Genomic DNA, 16468 nt, shown 5'->3' with positions numbered 1-16468 from the left:
AATATTATGAAAAAAGAAAAATTAATGAAGATACAAGAACGACTTGTTTTTCTTCTGATTTTCCTATTCTTATTGCCGATAGGGGTCATTGCCCAACAAAAGATGATTACGGGGCAAGTAGTGGACGAACAGGGAGAAGCTGTTATTGGCGCCAGCGTGATGGTGAAAGGTGCAAAAACCGGAACAATTACGGATTTGGACGGAAATTTTTCTGTTCAGGGAAAAGCGGGGCAAACGCTTTCTATAAGTTATGTTGGCTATACTCCATTGGATGTGAAAATTACAAAACAATCGATTCGTATTGAAGGAAAACACGGAAGTGCTTGACGAGGTTGTTGTTGTCGGTATGGATACGCAAAAGAGAAATACAATTACGGCGGCGGTATCTGTAGTGAAAGGAGATGATATCGTCAATCGTCCCATAACGGACCTCACCAGCGCTTTGCAAGGTAATGTAGCAGGATTAAATTTCGCATCGGATGCAATGGGAGGAGCTAAAGGAGGTGAGTTGGGTACGGATATAAAATTCAATATCCGTGGTGTTGGCTCTATCAATGGTGGCGAACCGTATGTATTGGTAGACGGAATCGAGCAAAGTATGCAGAATGTGAATCCCGCCGATGTTGCTAGTATCAGTGTGTTGAAAGACGCCTCGGCAGCCGCGATTTATGGTGCCCGTGCCGCCTATGGTGTGGTATTGGTTACAACTAAAAGTGGAAATTCGGAAAAAGCTAAAGTAAGTTATTCGGGAACAGTTGGTTTTAGTTCTCCTATCCGTACTCCACAGATGATGAATTCTTTGGAGTTTGCTTATTATAATAATGCTTTGTATGATGCCGGTGCATCTGCTTCGGGGATTAATAGAATCTCGGACTCGGTTATAGAAAAGATTAAGGGATTCATGCAGAATCCATATTCAGAGGAATTTCCGGGAATAGATGTATCTAGTAACGGAGAAGACTGGGCTAGTGCATATTATGCCCAGTATGGCAATACGGATTGGTTTAAATACTATTACAAGGATAAGTCCATTCGTCATTCACATAATTTGAGTGTACAGGGTGGATCGCAGAAGATAAACTACTATATCGGTATGGGATATGTCTATCAGGAGGGCTTTCTGGATCATGTTAAGGATGATTTGAGCAAGTATAATCTGAATACAAAGCTACAGGCGAAGCCTACTGACTGGTTGAGATTCAACCTAAATAATAATATAACTTTGCAAATGATAAAACGTCCGATGCCCAACCAGTCTATTATTTATAATAAGATAGGTTCGCATCGTCCGTCACAAGTTACACATTTGCCGATTGATTCAAAATATAATATTCCCAGCTGGAACGAAACGCTTTTCATGCAAAATTCGAATTATGAAAATAATCGGCTTTCAGATGCCTTGTCAGTATCCGCTACGGCTACTCTAATGAAAGGATGGGATGTTACGGCTGAAATGAAGATACGTTTTGATGTAGAAAATAACAATATGATTCTATATGAGAATCCGCAATATGAAACTCCTTTAGGGACGCTAAAACCGGGTGATGCTACTGGACGCAGGCAAGGATTCTCTTATCCGAATATCGATTGGAAGTTAATGAAGTTCGGTTCTTATGCCCGTGGAAGTCTGTTCAATTATTATTTGTCGCCTAATGTGTCCAGTATGTATATTCAGCAATGGGGAAAACATTCTTTCAAGGCAATGGCGGGATTCCAAATGGAAATGAAAGAAGATTCCAATGAGTATATGTATAAAGATGGAATGATGAGTAATGATATCTTTTCTTTTGCAAATGCCAGCGGGAACGTCATAGCCGGAGAAGATCGTACACATTGGGCTACAATGGGGGCTTACCTTAAGTTGAACTGGAATTATGACAATATATATTTCTTTGAGTTCAGCGGGCGTTATGATGGCTCTTCACGTTTTGCAAAAGGAAACCGTTGGGGATTTTTTCCTTCATTCTCTGCTGGTTATGATATTGCCAGAACAGATTACTTCCAGAGGCTGAAACTTCCGGTGTCTCAATTGAAAGTCCGTGTGTCTTATGGTCGTCTGGGTAATCAGAATGGAGCCGGATTATACGATTATCTGGCCACTATGTCATTGGATGCTTTGGGGTCTAATGGTTGGTTATTGCCTACTGCCTCTTCTGCCAGTGCTATCAAGGGAACGATAGCAAAGACCCCTAAAATGGTAAGTCCGTTTATTACATGGGAAAAAGTGGATAATGCAAACTTGGGACTTGATTTGATGCTGTTCGACAATCGGCTTTCTTTAGAAGCAAATATATACCAGCGCATGACAAGGGATATGATTGGCCCGGCCGAAGCTATTCCCGATATTAGTGGTATAGCTTCCGAAAACCGCTCTAAAATAAATAATGCTACATTGCGTAACCGTGGATGGGAGCTTTCGGTGAACTGGCATGATCAGCTGAAATGTGGATTTAGTTATGGCGTAGGATTCAATGTGTTTAGCTATAAGGCTGTCGTTACCAAATATAATAATCCGGATGGAACCATTTACAATAATCACACCGGGTATGGTCCTAATAAAGGATATTATGAAGGGATGGATCTTGGTGAGATTTGGGGGTATCAGGCTGACGATCTTTTCATGACAAACCGTGAGATTGACGATTACTTGCGAAAGGTGGATATGAGTGCGCTCAAGCCGGATGATATGTGGCGTCGTGGAGATTTGAAATATATAGATTCCAATAATGATGGGAAAATAGATGGTGGTGACGGTACGATATACAATCATGGTGACTTGAAGATTATTGGTAATACAACTCCCAAATATTCGTTCGGTATCAATTTGAATGTGGGATATAAGGGTTTTGAAGTATCTACTTTATTGCAAGGAGTGGCAAAAAGGGATTTCCCGATTTCGGGAAGTAGCTATATGTTTAGTGCAGGTAGCTATAACTTCAAGGAGCATCTGGATTATTTCAGCCCGGAGACTCCGAATGGCTTTTTGCCTCGTCTGACTAGCTGGAAAAATAATCAGGACTTTTATGTAAATACAGGGTATAATTCAACTCGCTATTTATTGAATGCAGCTTATATGCGTATGAAGAACCTGACTGTATCATATAATTTCGATAAGAAGTTGCTAAAACATATCGGTATTAGTCGACTGAAATTGTATGTAGCATGCGATAACCTGTTTACTGTAACAAAATTGCCAAAACAGTTTGACCCGGAAACGCTTAATCAGGTGAACGGAATGGCTGGAGGTACTACTACAGAGGCTCCGGGTCTAACCTCACCGGTCGTATCTAATGGTAATGGTATGGTGTATCCGCTAAACCGGAATTTTGTATTCGGACTTGATTTTACTTTTTAAATAGAGGATAATGATGAAAAAAATATATTTATTAGCAGTAGCTTTAGCTGGTACTTTATTGACTTCCTGTTCTGACTTTCTGGATAAAGTGCCTTTGGTGGTGCCCAGTAGCGAGACATTCTTGACGAATCAAAGTGCCGTGACTAATTATGTCAATGGTTTGTATATTGCTCTTCCTTCTGCAGGTGCCTATGGCATGGGAATAATGGGAGAAGAAAAGAATAGTGATAATATGGTAGCCATGGTGTATGACAGGCGTATGAACGGAGAGTTGCAAGAATCTATCGGAGGCGTAACAGAATGGCAGAAAGGATACCAGAATCTACGTAGTGTCAATTACTTCTTAGAATATTATAAAGTACCGGCAGCTGAAGAAACGGCGGAAGTATTATCTCTGAAAGGAGAAGCCTATTTCTTTCGTGCATATTGGCACTATTACTTGTTGACTAAATTCGGCAGTATTCCTGTGATGGACAAGTTTTGGGATGGAAACGCTACCGTTGGCGGGTTACAGATTCCGGCACGTGATCGTTCGGCAGTGGCACAATTCATTCTTGATGATTTGAAGGCAGCTAAAGAGTTGCTATATTCCCGCAGCAAATATCAGGGATTGCGTATTTGTAAAGAAGCTGCTATGGTTATGGCGATGAGAGTGGCACTCTTTGAAGGTACGTGGGAGAAATATCATAAAGGTACTGACTTTGCTGCTGCCGAGTATAAATCAGATGATTTTTTGCAGCAAGTACTTACTTTGGGGGATGAATTGTTTCAAATGGGTATTACATTAAACACAAAAGAGAATGATAAATCAGTGAAGAATATTGATGATGCGTATGGAAACCTATTCAATTCAAAAGATTTGTCGGCTACCCAGGAAGTGTTGTTTTGGAAGAAATATTCAATTGCCGACAACTTGGTTCACAGTTTAAATACGAATTTATCCAGTGGAATGTGTGATGCTGAAGGACCAGCTGGACTTTCTCAATCATTAGTAGATAATTATTTAAGTGTGGATGGCAACTTTATTGATCCCACAGCCGCAAAATTAAAAGATTTCAATGAATCTTTTAATGATAGGGATGGTCGGTTGCTGGCCACTGTAATGCATTCGGACTGTAAATACAAATCGATGACAGTGAAAGGAGCTAAGAAAATGCTGGTGAAGGCTTATTCAGAGGAAGATAAAGATTTAATCAATCCTCCTCAAATTGTAAGTACCGGAAATCAGAGTAATACTACCGGCTATCATATCCGTATGGGAATTGATACTACATTCGTAAGTGGGCAGGGAGAAACTGCCACTCCAATGATTCGTTATGCAGAAGCCTTGCTGGCTTATGCAGAAGCTGCGGAAGAATTGGGAAAATGTGATGCTGCTGTTTTGGAGAAGATTATAAAGCCATTACGCGAACGGGCCGGAGTCACTTATCTCGCTCCATCAGCTATTGATCCCAATTTCCCTGATTTTGGTTATACAATTTCTGCCAATCTGCAAGAAATCCGTCGGGAAAGACGCTCTGAACTGCCATTGCAGGGAATGCGTTTGGATGATTTGATGCGTTGGAGAGCACATAAGTTATTCCAGGGGAAACGTGGCGGAGGCGCTTACTTTGGAGCCGGCAGCGTTTTATATAAATCAATTGATCCGAAGAATGAAGAATTGGCTCAAATTCTGGTAGACAATAACGATTACTTGGATCCACTGAAAAATGTTCTTCCACGTGGGTTCCAGTTTGATGCGGGACGTGATTATCTGCTTCCGATTCCACCGAGCGAGATATCATTGAATAAAGAACTGACACAGAATCCGGGGTGGCGCAAAAATTGAGAAGCATCAACTTAAGTTCATTGATAATTATAAAGAAAAAAACATGAAGAATATATTCTACAAACTATTTTCAATATCTCTATTGGGTGTATGCTTGATGGGATGTGAAGATGAAACTAAGTATTTGCCTTTACCACAAGCTGTTCCTTTTACGATGACTGTCAATAATACGACTTTTGTAATGGGCGAAAAGTTAGTTGTCGATTTGGATATTAATCCGGATAAGGATGGAAGCGAGGTTTTGGCTAACGAAGATTTTGATATTTATTTTACCGCTAAAACTGGTACGGAGGATGTGTCCGGCGTATTCAAAGATTTTCATAACATCGTTACTTTTCCGAAAGGTGAGAAGAGTATTCGTGTTGAGTTCCCTCTGAAAGAAACTGGATTGGAAGGAAGTAAAAACTTTAATTTTGTAGCTTTTTCCCGCGGATACGAGATTGGTAACCCTAGTTTTCCTATAAAAGTGTCCGATTACTATCGGGTAAATATGGCAATACAAGGCAATGCGGACAATATAGTTACGGAAGGTGATAAATTTGTGTTGGTAGCCAGTCTGGATAAACCGAGGGCAATACCTATTGCGGTAAGTATCAGCGCAAAAGCGGAGGATGAGAGCTCTTTTGAAAATTTGCCCAGTGAACTGACTATTCCTGCAGGAGCGCTGAACGCAAAAACTGACCCTATATCTTTAGTTATGGATGGAGCGAAGACAGGAGACAAGGAGTTGACATTGAATTTCACTTCAAACTCTGAAGCTAATCCGATGAAGTCTGATCAATTAGTAATTATGATGACTGACCTCGAATCTCTTGCCAATCCGGATATGTATGATCCGACCTTGGTGTATGAACATCCGGAATATCCATTTGTATCTAAAGGCAATAAAAGCAAATTCGATGCTTGGTGGGGGAGTGACAGAAGCTCGTCTGTAGAAATAACCGGAAAAACGGGTGCTAAACCTGGAACTGATTATGCTTCGTTAACTTCGCATCCCAACCAGAAATTAGCAGAGGAAGGATGGAAATTCTGGAGTGGCGTAGAGTTCCATTTTATACAAAGCTCTTTCGGGTGGAGTATGCCGACGAAGCCGAATACGTCGTTTGGTAACTATAGGCATTGGTCTTTTAATTATATTCCAACTAAATCAATACAAGATGTGTTTGCTGCTAATCGCGATAAATGTTCTAATGTAACAGAAGACGGTACTTATCAATTGTGGGTACAAGCTGGTTCCACACCGGGAGACGGACTTGGTGCGAGTAGAGATTACGGTTCGGCTGCTGTATATATTGGAAGAGGCGGTTCAGGTGCTTCTACCCGTTTTATACACATCAATCCGGGAATGCGTATAGAAATGAGAGTGCGTGTGACGGGAGATCGTACGGGTATTGTCCCGGTCATTGAGCTTAGAGATGCACCTGGGGGCGTATTTGATAAACAAACACAGAGAATCGATATTCTTAGAAATACGAAAGGAAACTTGGTGACACAAGGTGTTTTCTCGACAATGGAAGATGGTACTAAAACAAGCCCACTCCCAAAAATTGGTGATTATAATATTTATTGGGTAGAATTGACTACAGATGGAATAAAAGTAGGAATCAATGGAAGTACGAATGTAGATGTCCCTTCGACAAGTTCTTGGGGTTTTGCTCCTGCAGATGGCTTGGCTTTGGATTTCCTTTTTGCTCCGGCAGACAATCGTCCGGACGGATGGGATAGTGTATTGAAGGCTATTTCCGAACCTAAGACCGATCCGAATACACCTATGATGGAAATTGATTGGATTCGTTTTTATACGAATAGCACGTATTCGGACGAAGGTGTGACATACTGGGCAAATGCAGGTCAATTATTCTACTAATATTGTGTTCTGCTTTCAATAGATTAATTGATAAAATGTCGGAAGTCAGGTGTTTATGCATCTCTTTCGACATTTTTCACTCTTAAAAGTTTTATTACCATGAAGAAAAAAATCTTAATTATTTTCATGCTATTGATGTCTTTGATTAGTATGCATGCCGCCAACTTGACATCTCCCCCTATTTCAATAGTTCCCCGTCCGGCGCAGGTCGTGCCGGGAGAGGGCAACTTTACCTTCTCTTCTCAAACGCTGTTTTCGGTAGAGAACCATGAGCAGGCTGTCATCGTCCGCAACTTTATAAACTTATTGAAGAGAAGCTCGGGGATCACCCCACAGTTGGCAATAGGTGGCAGTGAGAAGAGCCATGTCTGCTTTACAACCGACTCTTCTTTAAAAAGCGAAGCCTATCAGTTGGCAGTTACTCCGGAACAGATTCAGGTAAAGGCATCGGATATAAAAGGCTTTTTCTATGCATTACAGACCATCCGCCTATTGTTGCCGTCGGCTGTTGAAGGCAATCAACAGGCTAAGAATATCCGATGGAGTATCCCCGCAGTAACCATTCAGGATGAGCCACGCTTCGGCTATCGGGCATTGATGCTGGATGCCGCCCGTTTCTTCATCCCCAAGGAAAACGTGTTGCGTATCATCGACTGTATGGGCATGCTCAAAATCAATACGCTTCATTTCCATCTCACGGACGATAACGGCTGGCGATTGGAAATCAAGAAATATCCCCGCCTGACGGAAGTGGGAGCATGGAGAGTGAACCGCATGGACGTTCCCTTCTATTTCCGCCGTAACGCCGAACCGGGTGAACTCACTCCTATCGGTGGATTTTATACACAGGAAGATATTAAAGAAATGGTCTCCTATGCTGCCGACCGCCAGATAGAAATTATCCCCGAAATAGATATGCCCGCCCACAGTAACGCCGCACTGGCTGCCTATCCGCAACTGGCTTGCCCCGTAGTAGACAGTTACATCGGAGTAATTCCGGGTTTGGGCGGAAGTAATTCGGGAGTGATTTATTGTGCCGGAAAAGATAGTGCATTTACATTCTTGCAAGATGTTTTAGATGAAGTGATGGCAATCTTCCCTTCGCGATATATTCATCTGGGAGGAGATGAGGCGCAGAAAGGGTACTGGAAAAAATGCCCGCTTTGCCAGGAACGGATAAAGAAAGAGCATCTTGCCAACGAAGAAGACCTGCAAGGTTACTTTATGAAACGGATGAGCGACTATGTACGCAGCAAAGGACGCGAAGTGATAGGCTGGGACGAACTGACAAACAGCAGTTTTCTGCCGGAAGGCGTTATCATTCAAGGCTGGCGCGGACTTGGTACGGCTGCTTTGAAAGCCGCGGAAAAAGGACATCAGTTCATTATGACCCCTGCCCGCATCTTGTATCTGATTCGTTATCAAGGTCCGCAATGGTTCGAACCCCAGACCTATTTCGGAAATAACACGCTGAAAGACATCTACGATTACGAACCTGTGCAAGCGGACTGGAAACCGGAATATGCTTCCTTGTTAATGGGCGTACAGGCATCTATGTGGACGGAGTTCTGCAACAAACCGGAAGATGTCGACTATTTAGTGTTCCCCCGTCTTGCCGCCCTGGCGGAAGTGGCATGGACACAGCCTGAACACAAGGACTGGACTGCGTTTTTGAAAGGACTGGATGCCTATAATGAGCATCTGACAGCTAAAGGCATCGTGTACGCCCGTTCAATGTATAATATCCAGCATACGGTAACTCCAAACAACGGAGTTCTTGAAGTGAAACTGGAATGTATCCGCCCCGATATGGAGATACATTATACGACGGACGGCAGCGAACCTACGGCAACTTCACCGCTCTACGAAAAAATAGTGCCTGTAAAAGAGGCGCTTACCCTAAAAGGTGCAACTTTTGCGCACGGCAGACAGATGGGAAAGACGTTGATACTTCCTGCCCGATGGAATCTGGCTACCGCCAAACCTGTACTGGGAACCAATCCGGCCGAAAAGCTCCTGACGAATGGAATACGCGGAAGCCTGAAGTATTCGGATTTCGAGTGGTGCTCATGGGCGGACAATGACTCTGTCTCTTTTACGATTGACTTGCTGAAGCCGGAAATGCTGAACACGTTGATATTGGGATGCATCACGAACAATGGAATGGCTATCCATAAGCCGGCATCCGTGAGGGTGGAAGTTTCGGATGATAACTCCAAGTTCCGCGAAGCCGTTGTGCAGAGCTTCACGTCTGAAGAGATTTTCCGTGAAGGGAATTTTATAGAAAACCTGTCATTGAAACTGGGAGGCACACAGGCCCGTTATGTACGTGTGACCGCCAAAGGTCCGGGAGTTTGTCCTGCATCTCATGTGAGACCGGGACAGACATCGAGAATCTTTTTTGATGAAGTGATGCTGGAGTAAGACAAGCCAGGCAGGTATGGAGGGCGACGCATAAGCGCGGATTATTTTTTAAGTCTAGTAAGGTGGCGATTGATTAAATAGGCTATATATAGCTTGCGTGTTGGACATATAGATCCAACACGCAGGTCATATATGCCATACACATTGGATCTATATGTCCAATATGTACGGCATATATGGCTTGCAAGTATCTGATAAACAGTGTTATTCTACCAGGCTCTTTGCTCTTTCCAATGCTACATTGATATTCGGGCAGATATTCTCTTTTCCCAGCAACTCGTAGAATCCGGCTTTTTCCAGTACATTATGCACGTTCTCGTTGACTCCGGAAAGGATAACGGTAGTCTTTTCCTTCTGTGACATTTCGCAGAGAGTAGTCAGGTTGTGAATCCCTGTGGAATCGATGAACGGAACCTTGCGCATACGGATGATACGTACTTTCGGGCGGTCTCCCAGTTGTGTCATTGTCTCTTCAAACTTGGTAGCGATACCGAAGAAATAAGGGCCGTTGATTTCGTATACCTCTATGCCTTTGGGAATCATCAGGTTTTCTTCGTGTACGGCAATATCCGATTCCTTGTTCGGGTCAATCTCGTCGGTAATCACCGAGATTTTGGTAGTCTCCATGACACGCTTCATAAAGAGGACGCAGGCAATGACCAATCCTACCTCGATAGCGACAGTCAGGTCGAAGATAACGGTCAGGAAGAACGTGATAAGCAGTACGGTAACGTCCGATTTCGGATTCTTCAGTAAAGCTCTGAATACACGCCATCCGCTCATGTTGTAAGATACGATGACCAGTACGCCGGCAAGGCATGCCATCGGAATATATTGTGCGAGTGGCATCAGGAAGAGCAGAATCAACAGCAATACTACTGCATGAATGATTCCGGCTATCGGTGTCTTACCCCCGTTGTTGATATTCGTCATGGTACGGGCGATAGCACCTGTGGCGGGAATACCTCCGAACAAAGGGGCTATGATATTGGCTGCTCCCTGTGCGATCAGTTCTGTATTGGAATCGTGGCGGTCGCCTATCACACCGTCGGCTACAGTGGCAGACAGCAGGGATTCGATAGCTCCCAATACGGCAATGGTGATAGCCACCGGAAACAATTCCCTGATAGCTTCCCAATCCAGCGCAGGCACAACGGCATCAGGCAACTCTGATTTAATGGTGAAGCGGTCACCGATGGTCTGGATGCAGTCGATTCCTCCGAAGGTTTTCATCAGGTAAACGGCTATCGTGACTACGATGATAGCAATCAGCGAACCGGGAATTTTCTTTGAGAACTTCGGAGTGATGGCGATAATAATAATGCTGACAATACTAACGATGGTATTCCACCAGTTGATCGTGTCGAAGTGTCGGAAATAAATCAGCCACTTCCCGACGAAGTCTCCCGGCACTTTCTCGTCTCCGAAAGATAAACCGAAAATATCGGCAATCTGGGTCGTGAAAATAGTGACGGCGATACCGCTGGTAAATCCGACGATGATAGGATAAGGAATGAATTTGATGACAGCTCCCAGCTTGAACACTCCTAATAATACAAGGAGTACGCCCGCCATTAGCGTGGCTACAATCAGTCCGGCCTCGCCGTATTGTTGTATGATGCCATAGATAATGACGATAAATGCTCCCGTAGGACCGCCGATCTGGACTTTGCTGCCTCCCAACAGGGAAATGATGAATCCCGCAATGATAGCGGTGATAATACCTTTTTCGGGCGAAACTCCCGAAGCGATACCGAAAGCGATAGCCAGTGGAAGCGCTACGATACCTACGATGATGCCGGCCATCAGGTCCGCCATAAACGTTTCTTTCGAATAATTCTTTAGACAAGAAACCAGTTTGGGTTTAAATTCAAATAGCTTCATTTTTATATGTTGTTATACGTGTACTCTGTTCTTTTTTTGCAAAGTAGAGGTTGCAAAATTATATAAAATAATCGAAATAAGTATGTTTTTGAACATACTATTTGCCTGTTGATAGATTTCATCGATGAGCCGATAGTTTTTATTCATTAAGAAAAGGTGGCTTATTATGAACAAATCTCTTATATTTGCGTTATAAATAGTACGACAAGTTACGTTTGGTAATCAACCAATTTAAAATATAAATAGAATTATGGCTAAGAGTATTAAAGGAACTCAAACAGAGAAAAATCTGTTGACTTCATTCGCAGGAGAATCACAAGCTAGAATGCGTTACACTTATTTTGCAAGTGTCGCTAAAAAAGAAGGTTACGAACAAATTGCAGCTATCTTTACAGAAACAGCCGATCAGGAAAAAGAACATGCAAAACGTATGTTTAAGTTCCTCGAAGGTGGTATGGTAGAAATCACAGCTAGCTATCCGGCTGGCGTAATCGGTACTACACTTGAAAATCTTCGCGCTGCTGCAGCAGGTGAACATGAAGAATGGTCACTGGATTATCCTCACTTTGCTGATGTGGCAGAACAGGAAGGTTTCCCGATGATTGCTGCTATGTACCGCAATATCTCCATCGCAGAAAAAGGTCACGAAGAAAGATACCTTGCTTTCGTGAACAACATCGAAAATATGACTGTATTCGCTAAAGAAGGCGAAGTGGTATGGCAATGCCGTAACTGCGGTTACATCACTGTAGGTAAAGAAGCTCCTGAAGTTTGCCCGGCATGTTTGCATCCGCAGGCTTATTTCGAGGTGAAGAAAGAAAACTATTAATCAATAGATGAATAGATAAATCTTGGATGATTTAGATAAAGAAAATGCCGCTTACAGTAATATGCAAGCGGCATTTTTCGTCACCGAAAAAACAAATTGCTATCATTTTACTCTCTCATCCTGTTTGTAGAAGGATTTGTCCTTTCTATTAATCAAAGAAAAGATGCTTCACTACGTTCTGACTATGTTTTGAACAAAGTGAATGACAGATTGGTAGGATTTACTTATTTTTCGGATAGTCTTTTGGGTATTTAAACAAGAGTTATCCAGTTATCCTTTATCTATTGATTCCGGTAATCCTTGGGAGATACACCGTATTGCTTTAAAAACTCCCGATAGAAATAAGATTTATTAGAGAATCCACATTTGAACATAATCTCGGATACGGTCAACTTGGTTGTCCTTAATAACTTGGCTGCATATTCCAGTCTGATGCCTCGTACAAATTCACTCGGAGTCTTATCTATTATTTCTTTGAACTTCCGATACAAGGTAGCTTTGCTCACTCCTACAAATTCGGCAATAGAAGAAGGGCTTAATAACTCATCATCTATATTATTCTTTATGAAGTCTGTTACATTCTGTATTAACTCTTCGTCTTCCGGATGAAGAACAATCCCGTCTTTTACTTTCACAGAAGACATGCTGGAATTGAAATAGTCCTTTAAAAGCATTTGTCTCGACAGCAGATTCTCTATGGTGGATATCACCTGCCTCGGGTGAAATGGTTTGACGATATAAGCATCCGCACCATGGTTAAAGGCATTAATCTGGTCTTCTACAGAAGCCTTTGCCGATATTCCTATGATTGGAATATAACTTGTTTTCAAATCGGATTTCAATTTATTAATCAAGCTCAAGCCGTCCATATTGGGCATGACAATATCACTTATAATAATATCAGGATGATTATGTTCTATCTCTTTCAAAGCCTCCACGCCGTCTTTTGCTTCGTGTATCACATAATCAAAGAGGACATCTTTCAGCAGGTCTCTGATATTCTTTTCATCTTCCACTATCAGTATGACAGTATCTTTGCGAGGGGATAAGTGATCCTGCCCGTTCTTTTCTTTCTGCAACGAATCTTTTTCATCCGTTACAACAAGTGAATGATCGGATGGCAAAGAAGGAATCACGACTGAAAATTCAACACTTTTTCCCAGTTCACTATTTACACTTATCTGCCCGCCTAATAATTCAACCAGACTCTTTGTTAGATTTAAACCTATGCCATTGCTGACAGAGTTACCCAATTTAGGAGTATCAAATATCTTATACTTATCAAATATCTCTGCCATCTGTTGTTCTGTTAATCCCTTACCGGAATTTCTTACGAGCAAGTATAAGGTTTTATCAGGCTCATTTTGTGATATCTCAACATGAATATATCCATAACGAGGAGTATATTTGAACGCATTCGACAGTAAATTGAATATAATTTTTTCCAAAGCATTGCGGTCGGAATAGATCTCTGACGTATCATGAGTCTCTACCTTGAAGTCTATTTTATTCTCTTTCAGGATATCCACATAATTGTTGGAAGCATATTCCATCAATGATTTTACGTTCACATTTTCAGGATGCAAATCCATATTGCTCGATTTAGTTTTACGAAACTCCATCAACTCACTAATCAGCTTCTGCATCCTTTCGGCATTATTCTTTATTATTTGGAGATATTTCTTTGTACTACCATCTAACCCGTCCTGTTCCAACAAGTGCTGTGCAGGTGTATAAATCAAAGTTAGGGGGGTAAAGAATTCATGTGCCACATTGGTGAAGAAATTGAGCCGGGATTCATAAATCTTCTGTTCATGCCGTTTCTCTACCTGGGCTATAAGAACCTGGCGGCTTAACCGTATGCGATTTTTGATAACAGACTTTGTGATGTAGAAGATAATAATGCACAATATGGCATAGATAATCAATGCAGGAACACTAAGCCACCACGGATAACCTACTTTTATAGTTAAGCGATAAATGTTATCTCCCCATACTTTGTCGCCATTCGTGCTCTTCACTTCAAGCTGGTATTCACCCGGAGGAAGTTGGGTAAAGATAATATTCGGATTATTACCCATCCCCACCCAATCATCCGAGTGGTTTTTCAAGCGATAAGCATATTCACAGTTTTCATTATTAATAAAGTCTTTGGCTATGAAATTGAAAGTCATGAATCTTTCTTCATAGCTAAGTTTCAACACTCCTTTTCTGATTCGTTCATTAATGTCCTGTACCGTATTATATATCTTCAAACTACTTAATATAAGTGGAGGATTAAACTCGCGCAAATGTATATTTCGAGGATTGAAATAACTAAACCCGCTTACTCCTCCAAAGTACAAGAAATCACGATGATCCTTGAAGAAAGCTCCATCCGAGAATTCATCATTCTGCAATCCGTCATTCAAAGTATAATTATCTATTTTATTGTTTTTTACATTCAGGCTAGACAATCCCTGGTTGGTACTGATCCATATCTTTCCTTCGTGGTCTTTTAATATTCCATGAATTGTTTTATTATTCAATTTTTCGTCGGCATATTGTATCAGGTGAAAATCATTCTCCTCCTTTTTCAATTCGTTCAGTCCATAACTTGTTCCTATCCATATATTGGCATCATCACGCAGTAAGCACAATACATCATTATTGGTGAGTAAAATCCGACTGTCCATATCCTCCAATGATTTTATGCTGTTATCTTTCATATTGATACAGTTCAAGCCTCCGCCACGTGTGCCAAACCATAACATATTGTCTTCCGGATCGGATGTAATGGCATAAACAACATCGTTATTCAATGAGATATTCTTATCCGACGAATTATATTGCCTGAATCCTTTAACGTGATAACGACCTTGCTCTCTGGAAATATTTATTTTGATTAAGCCATATCCTGATGTTCCCACCCATAAAAGAGAATCATTGTTCGTAAAATAAATGTTGTACACAGCCTTGAAAGGCGGGTATTTGTCAGGTATCTCAAGCTTTTCCAGTTGCCCCGTAGCAGCATTCAATATATTGATTCCGGTTCCTTCCGTTCCGATAAAAATGTCATTCGCTTTATTTCTCCTCAAGGCATAGACAGAATTGGAAATCAATCCTTTACTCTCATTCAGATAATCTGTCAATTCTTTCGTTGCAGGATTCAACAGTTTTATTCCGCTTCCTTTTGTGCCTATCAGAATATTACCATCTTCATCTTCACAGAAACATCTCACAGGGTGACTGGTGTGAACGGTTTCAAATAAAGAGTCGTAATGATAAAGTTGAATTAATCCTTGTCCGTCCGTTCCTATCCACAATATGTTCTGACTACCGGAATAAAGAGTGAAGACTGATAACTGACTGGATAGTTCGTTCAGGTAGGTAAAAGTATTCTTTTTTAAATCATAATGAATACATCCCCCTTCTATAAAGCTGACGTACATCTTGTTCTCTGCTAAAATAACCTGCGATACAGGTTTGCTACTATCCAGCTCAATGCATTGGGAAACTGTAAAGTCGGGATTTAAAAGGAAAAGTTTGTTGTCTTTGTTTAAGATAAATCTGTCTTTCGACAGAAATATCTTATCTACAGGCGTCTGTATGTCGACTGTGCGTAAATCACTCTGTTTTCCTCCGTTAACGAGTAGATTGTAAGTCAGATGCACGGTATTTCCATTATTTAAAAGGAAAAGCATACGATCGGAATCACTCACGGAATAATCCTTTATATGACTTGCAAAGTCTGTGTTAATCGGATTAAACTCATCTTCAGAATCATTGTAGACAAAGAACCCCAGCCCCTTTATGAGGCAGATAATATCTCCTGCCGCACTCTTTCCTAAAATAAAAGACTTTTCCTGATTGGGTACTTTATTATCTGTTCTTAAATAATACCTTGTTATCTGACGGGTTCGTTTATCTAACCGATTGATTCCATTATCTGTTGCTATCCATAAACTGCCCTTACATTCGATAATCTGGCGGATAACGTTATTACTTATAGAATTCGGATTGTTTTTGCTATATCTGAATGTCGTAATTTCTCTTCCATTATATGCATTCAGTCCATCCCATGTCCCAATCCAGATTGTATGTTCTGCATCTTCCAAAATACAGTTTACTGAATTATTTGTCAGTCCGTTAACATTTGATATGTGTTTTGCCACATTAAAAGCATAAGACTTTGTGGAAGTGACAAATGCAATAATCAGAATAAAAAATAATTGTGCGTATAAGATGTTTCTCATGTAAATGAATGTTATTTATACGGTTAGGATAATAGCAAATATAAGG

6 protein-coding genes and 1 pseudogene are annotated in these 16468 nt (G+C 41.3%); 5 read left to right on the top strand and 2 right to left on the bottom strand.

Annotation, left to right across the window (positions count from 1 at the left end):
* The first annotated feature begins 6 nt into the window (after positions 1-6).
* The 4 genes and pseudogenes from AB5217_RS02435 (at position 7) to AB5217_RS02420 (ending at position 9474) form a co-directional block, all read left to right on the top strand.
* Positions 7-3355: pseudogene (locus AB5217_RS02435) on the top strand (SusC/RagA family TonB-linked outer membrane protein).
* A 13-nt stretch (positions 3356-3368) separates the two neighbouring features.
* Entirely contained in the window at positions 3369-5183 is a 1815-nt protein-coding gene (locus tag AB5217_RS02430) for a RagB/SusD family nutrient uptake outer membrane protein (protein WP_368112629.1), read from the top strand.
* A 43-nt stretch (positions 5184-5226) separates the two neighbouring features.
* Positions 5227-7050, top strand: a complete 1824-nt coding sequence (locus tag AB5217_RS02425; RefSeq protein ID WP_032847016.1) for a DUF5006 domain-containing protein — start codon at positions 5227-5229, stop codon at positions 7048-7050.
* 99 nt (positions 7051-7149) lie between these two features.
* Positions 7150-9474, top strand: a complete 2325-nt coding sequence (locus AB5217_RS02420; RefSeq protein ID WP_032847018.1) for a family 20 glycosylhydrolase — start codon at positions 7150-7152, stop codon at positions 9472-9474.
* Between the two features lie 204 nt (positions 9475-9678).
* On the opposite strand, the gene AB5217_RS02415 is transcribed toward AB5217_RS02420, so the two are convergent.
* Positions 9679-11358 (bottom strand): SulP family inorganic anion transporter, encoded by a 1680-nt coding sequence (locus AB5217_RS02415; RefSeq protein WP_042994325.1) that lies wholly within the window; start codon positions 11356-11358, stop codon positions 9679-9681.
* Positions 11359-11608: 250 nt separating this feature from the next.
* On the opposite strand from AB5217_RS02415, the gene rbr reads away from it, so the two are divergent.
* Entirely contained in the window at positions 11609-12187 is a 579-nt protein-coding gene (rbr, locus tag AB5217_RS02410) for a rubrerythrin (protein ID WP_004302842.1), read from the top strand.
* Positions 12188-12468: 281 nt separating this feature from the next.
* On the opposite strand, the gene AB5217_RS02405 is transcribed toward rbr, so the two are convergent.
* The gene (locus tag AB5217_RS02405) at positions 12469-16422 is read right to left on the bottom strand and encodes a hybrid sensor histidine kinase/response regulator transcription factor (RefSeq protein ID WP_004324168.1); all 3954 of its coding nucleotides are present in this window, start codon (positions 16420-16422) and stop codon (positions 12469-12471) included.
* Positions 16423-16468: the final 46 nt, after the last annotated feature.

It is taken from the genome of Bacteroides sp. MSSM.1001136sp1_RTP21357st2_D2_RTP21359_211015 (assembly GCF_040913205.1).
Lineage (GTDB): Bacteria > Bacteroidota > Bacteroidia > Bacteroidales > Bacteroidaceae > Bacteroides > Bacteroides ovatus.
Note: the sequence above shows the minus strand (reverse complement) of the source record. Positions and strands in the feature narration are given on the sequence as shown.

Excerpts from the sequence above, each read along its gene's own strand:
- AB5217_RS02430 (WP_368112629.1), top strand. The coding sequence starts at position 3,369 with ATGAAAAAAATATATTTATTAGCAGTAGCTTTAGCTGGTACTTTATTG.
- AB5217_RS02425 (WP_032847016.1), top strand. The coding sequence starts at position 5,227 with ATGAAGAATATATTCTACAAACTATTTTCAATATCTCTATTGGGTGTA.
- AB5217_RS02420 (WP_032847018.1), top strand. The coding sequence starts at position 7,150 with ATGAAGAAAAAAATCTTAATTATTTTCATGCTATTGATGTCTTTGATT.
- AB5217_RS02415 (WP_042994325.1), bottom strand. The coding sequence starts at position 11,358 with ATGAAGCTATTTGAATTTAAACCCAAACTGGTTTCTTGTCTAAAGAAT.
- rbr (WP_004302842.1), top strand. The coding sequence starts at position 11,609 with ATGGCTAAGAGTATTAAAGGAACTCAAACAGAGAAAAATCTGTTGACT.
- AB5217_RS02405 (WP_004324168.1), bottom strand. The coding sequence starts at position 16,422 with ATGAGAAACATCTTATACGCACAATTATTTTTTATTCTGATTATTGCA.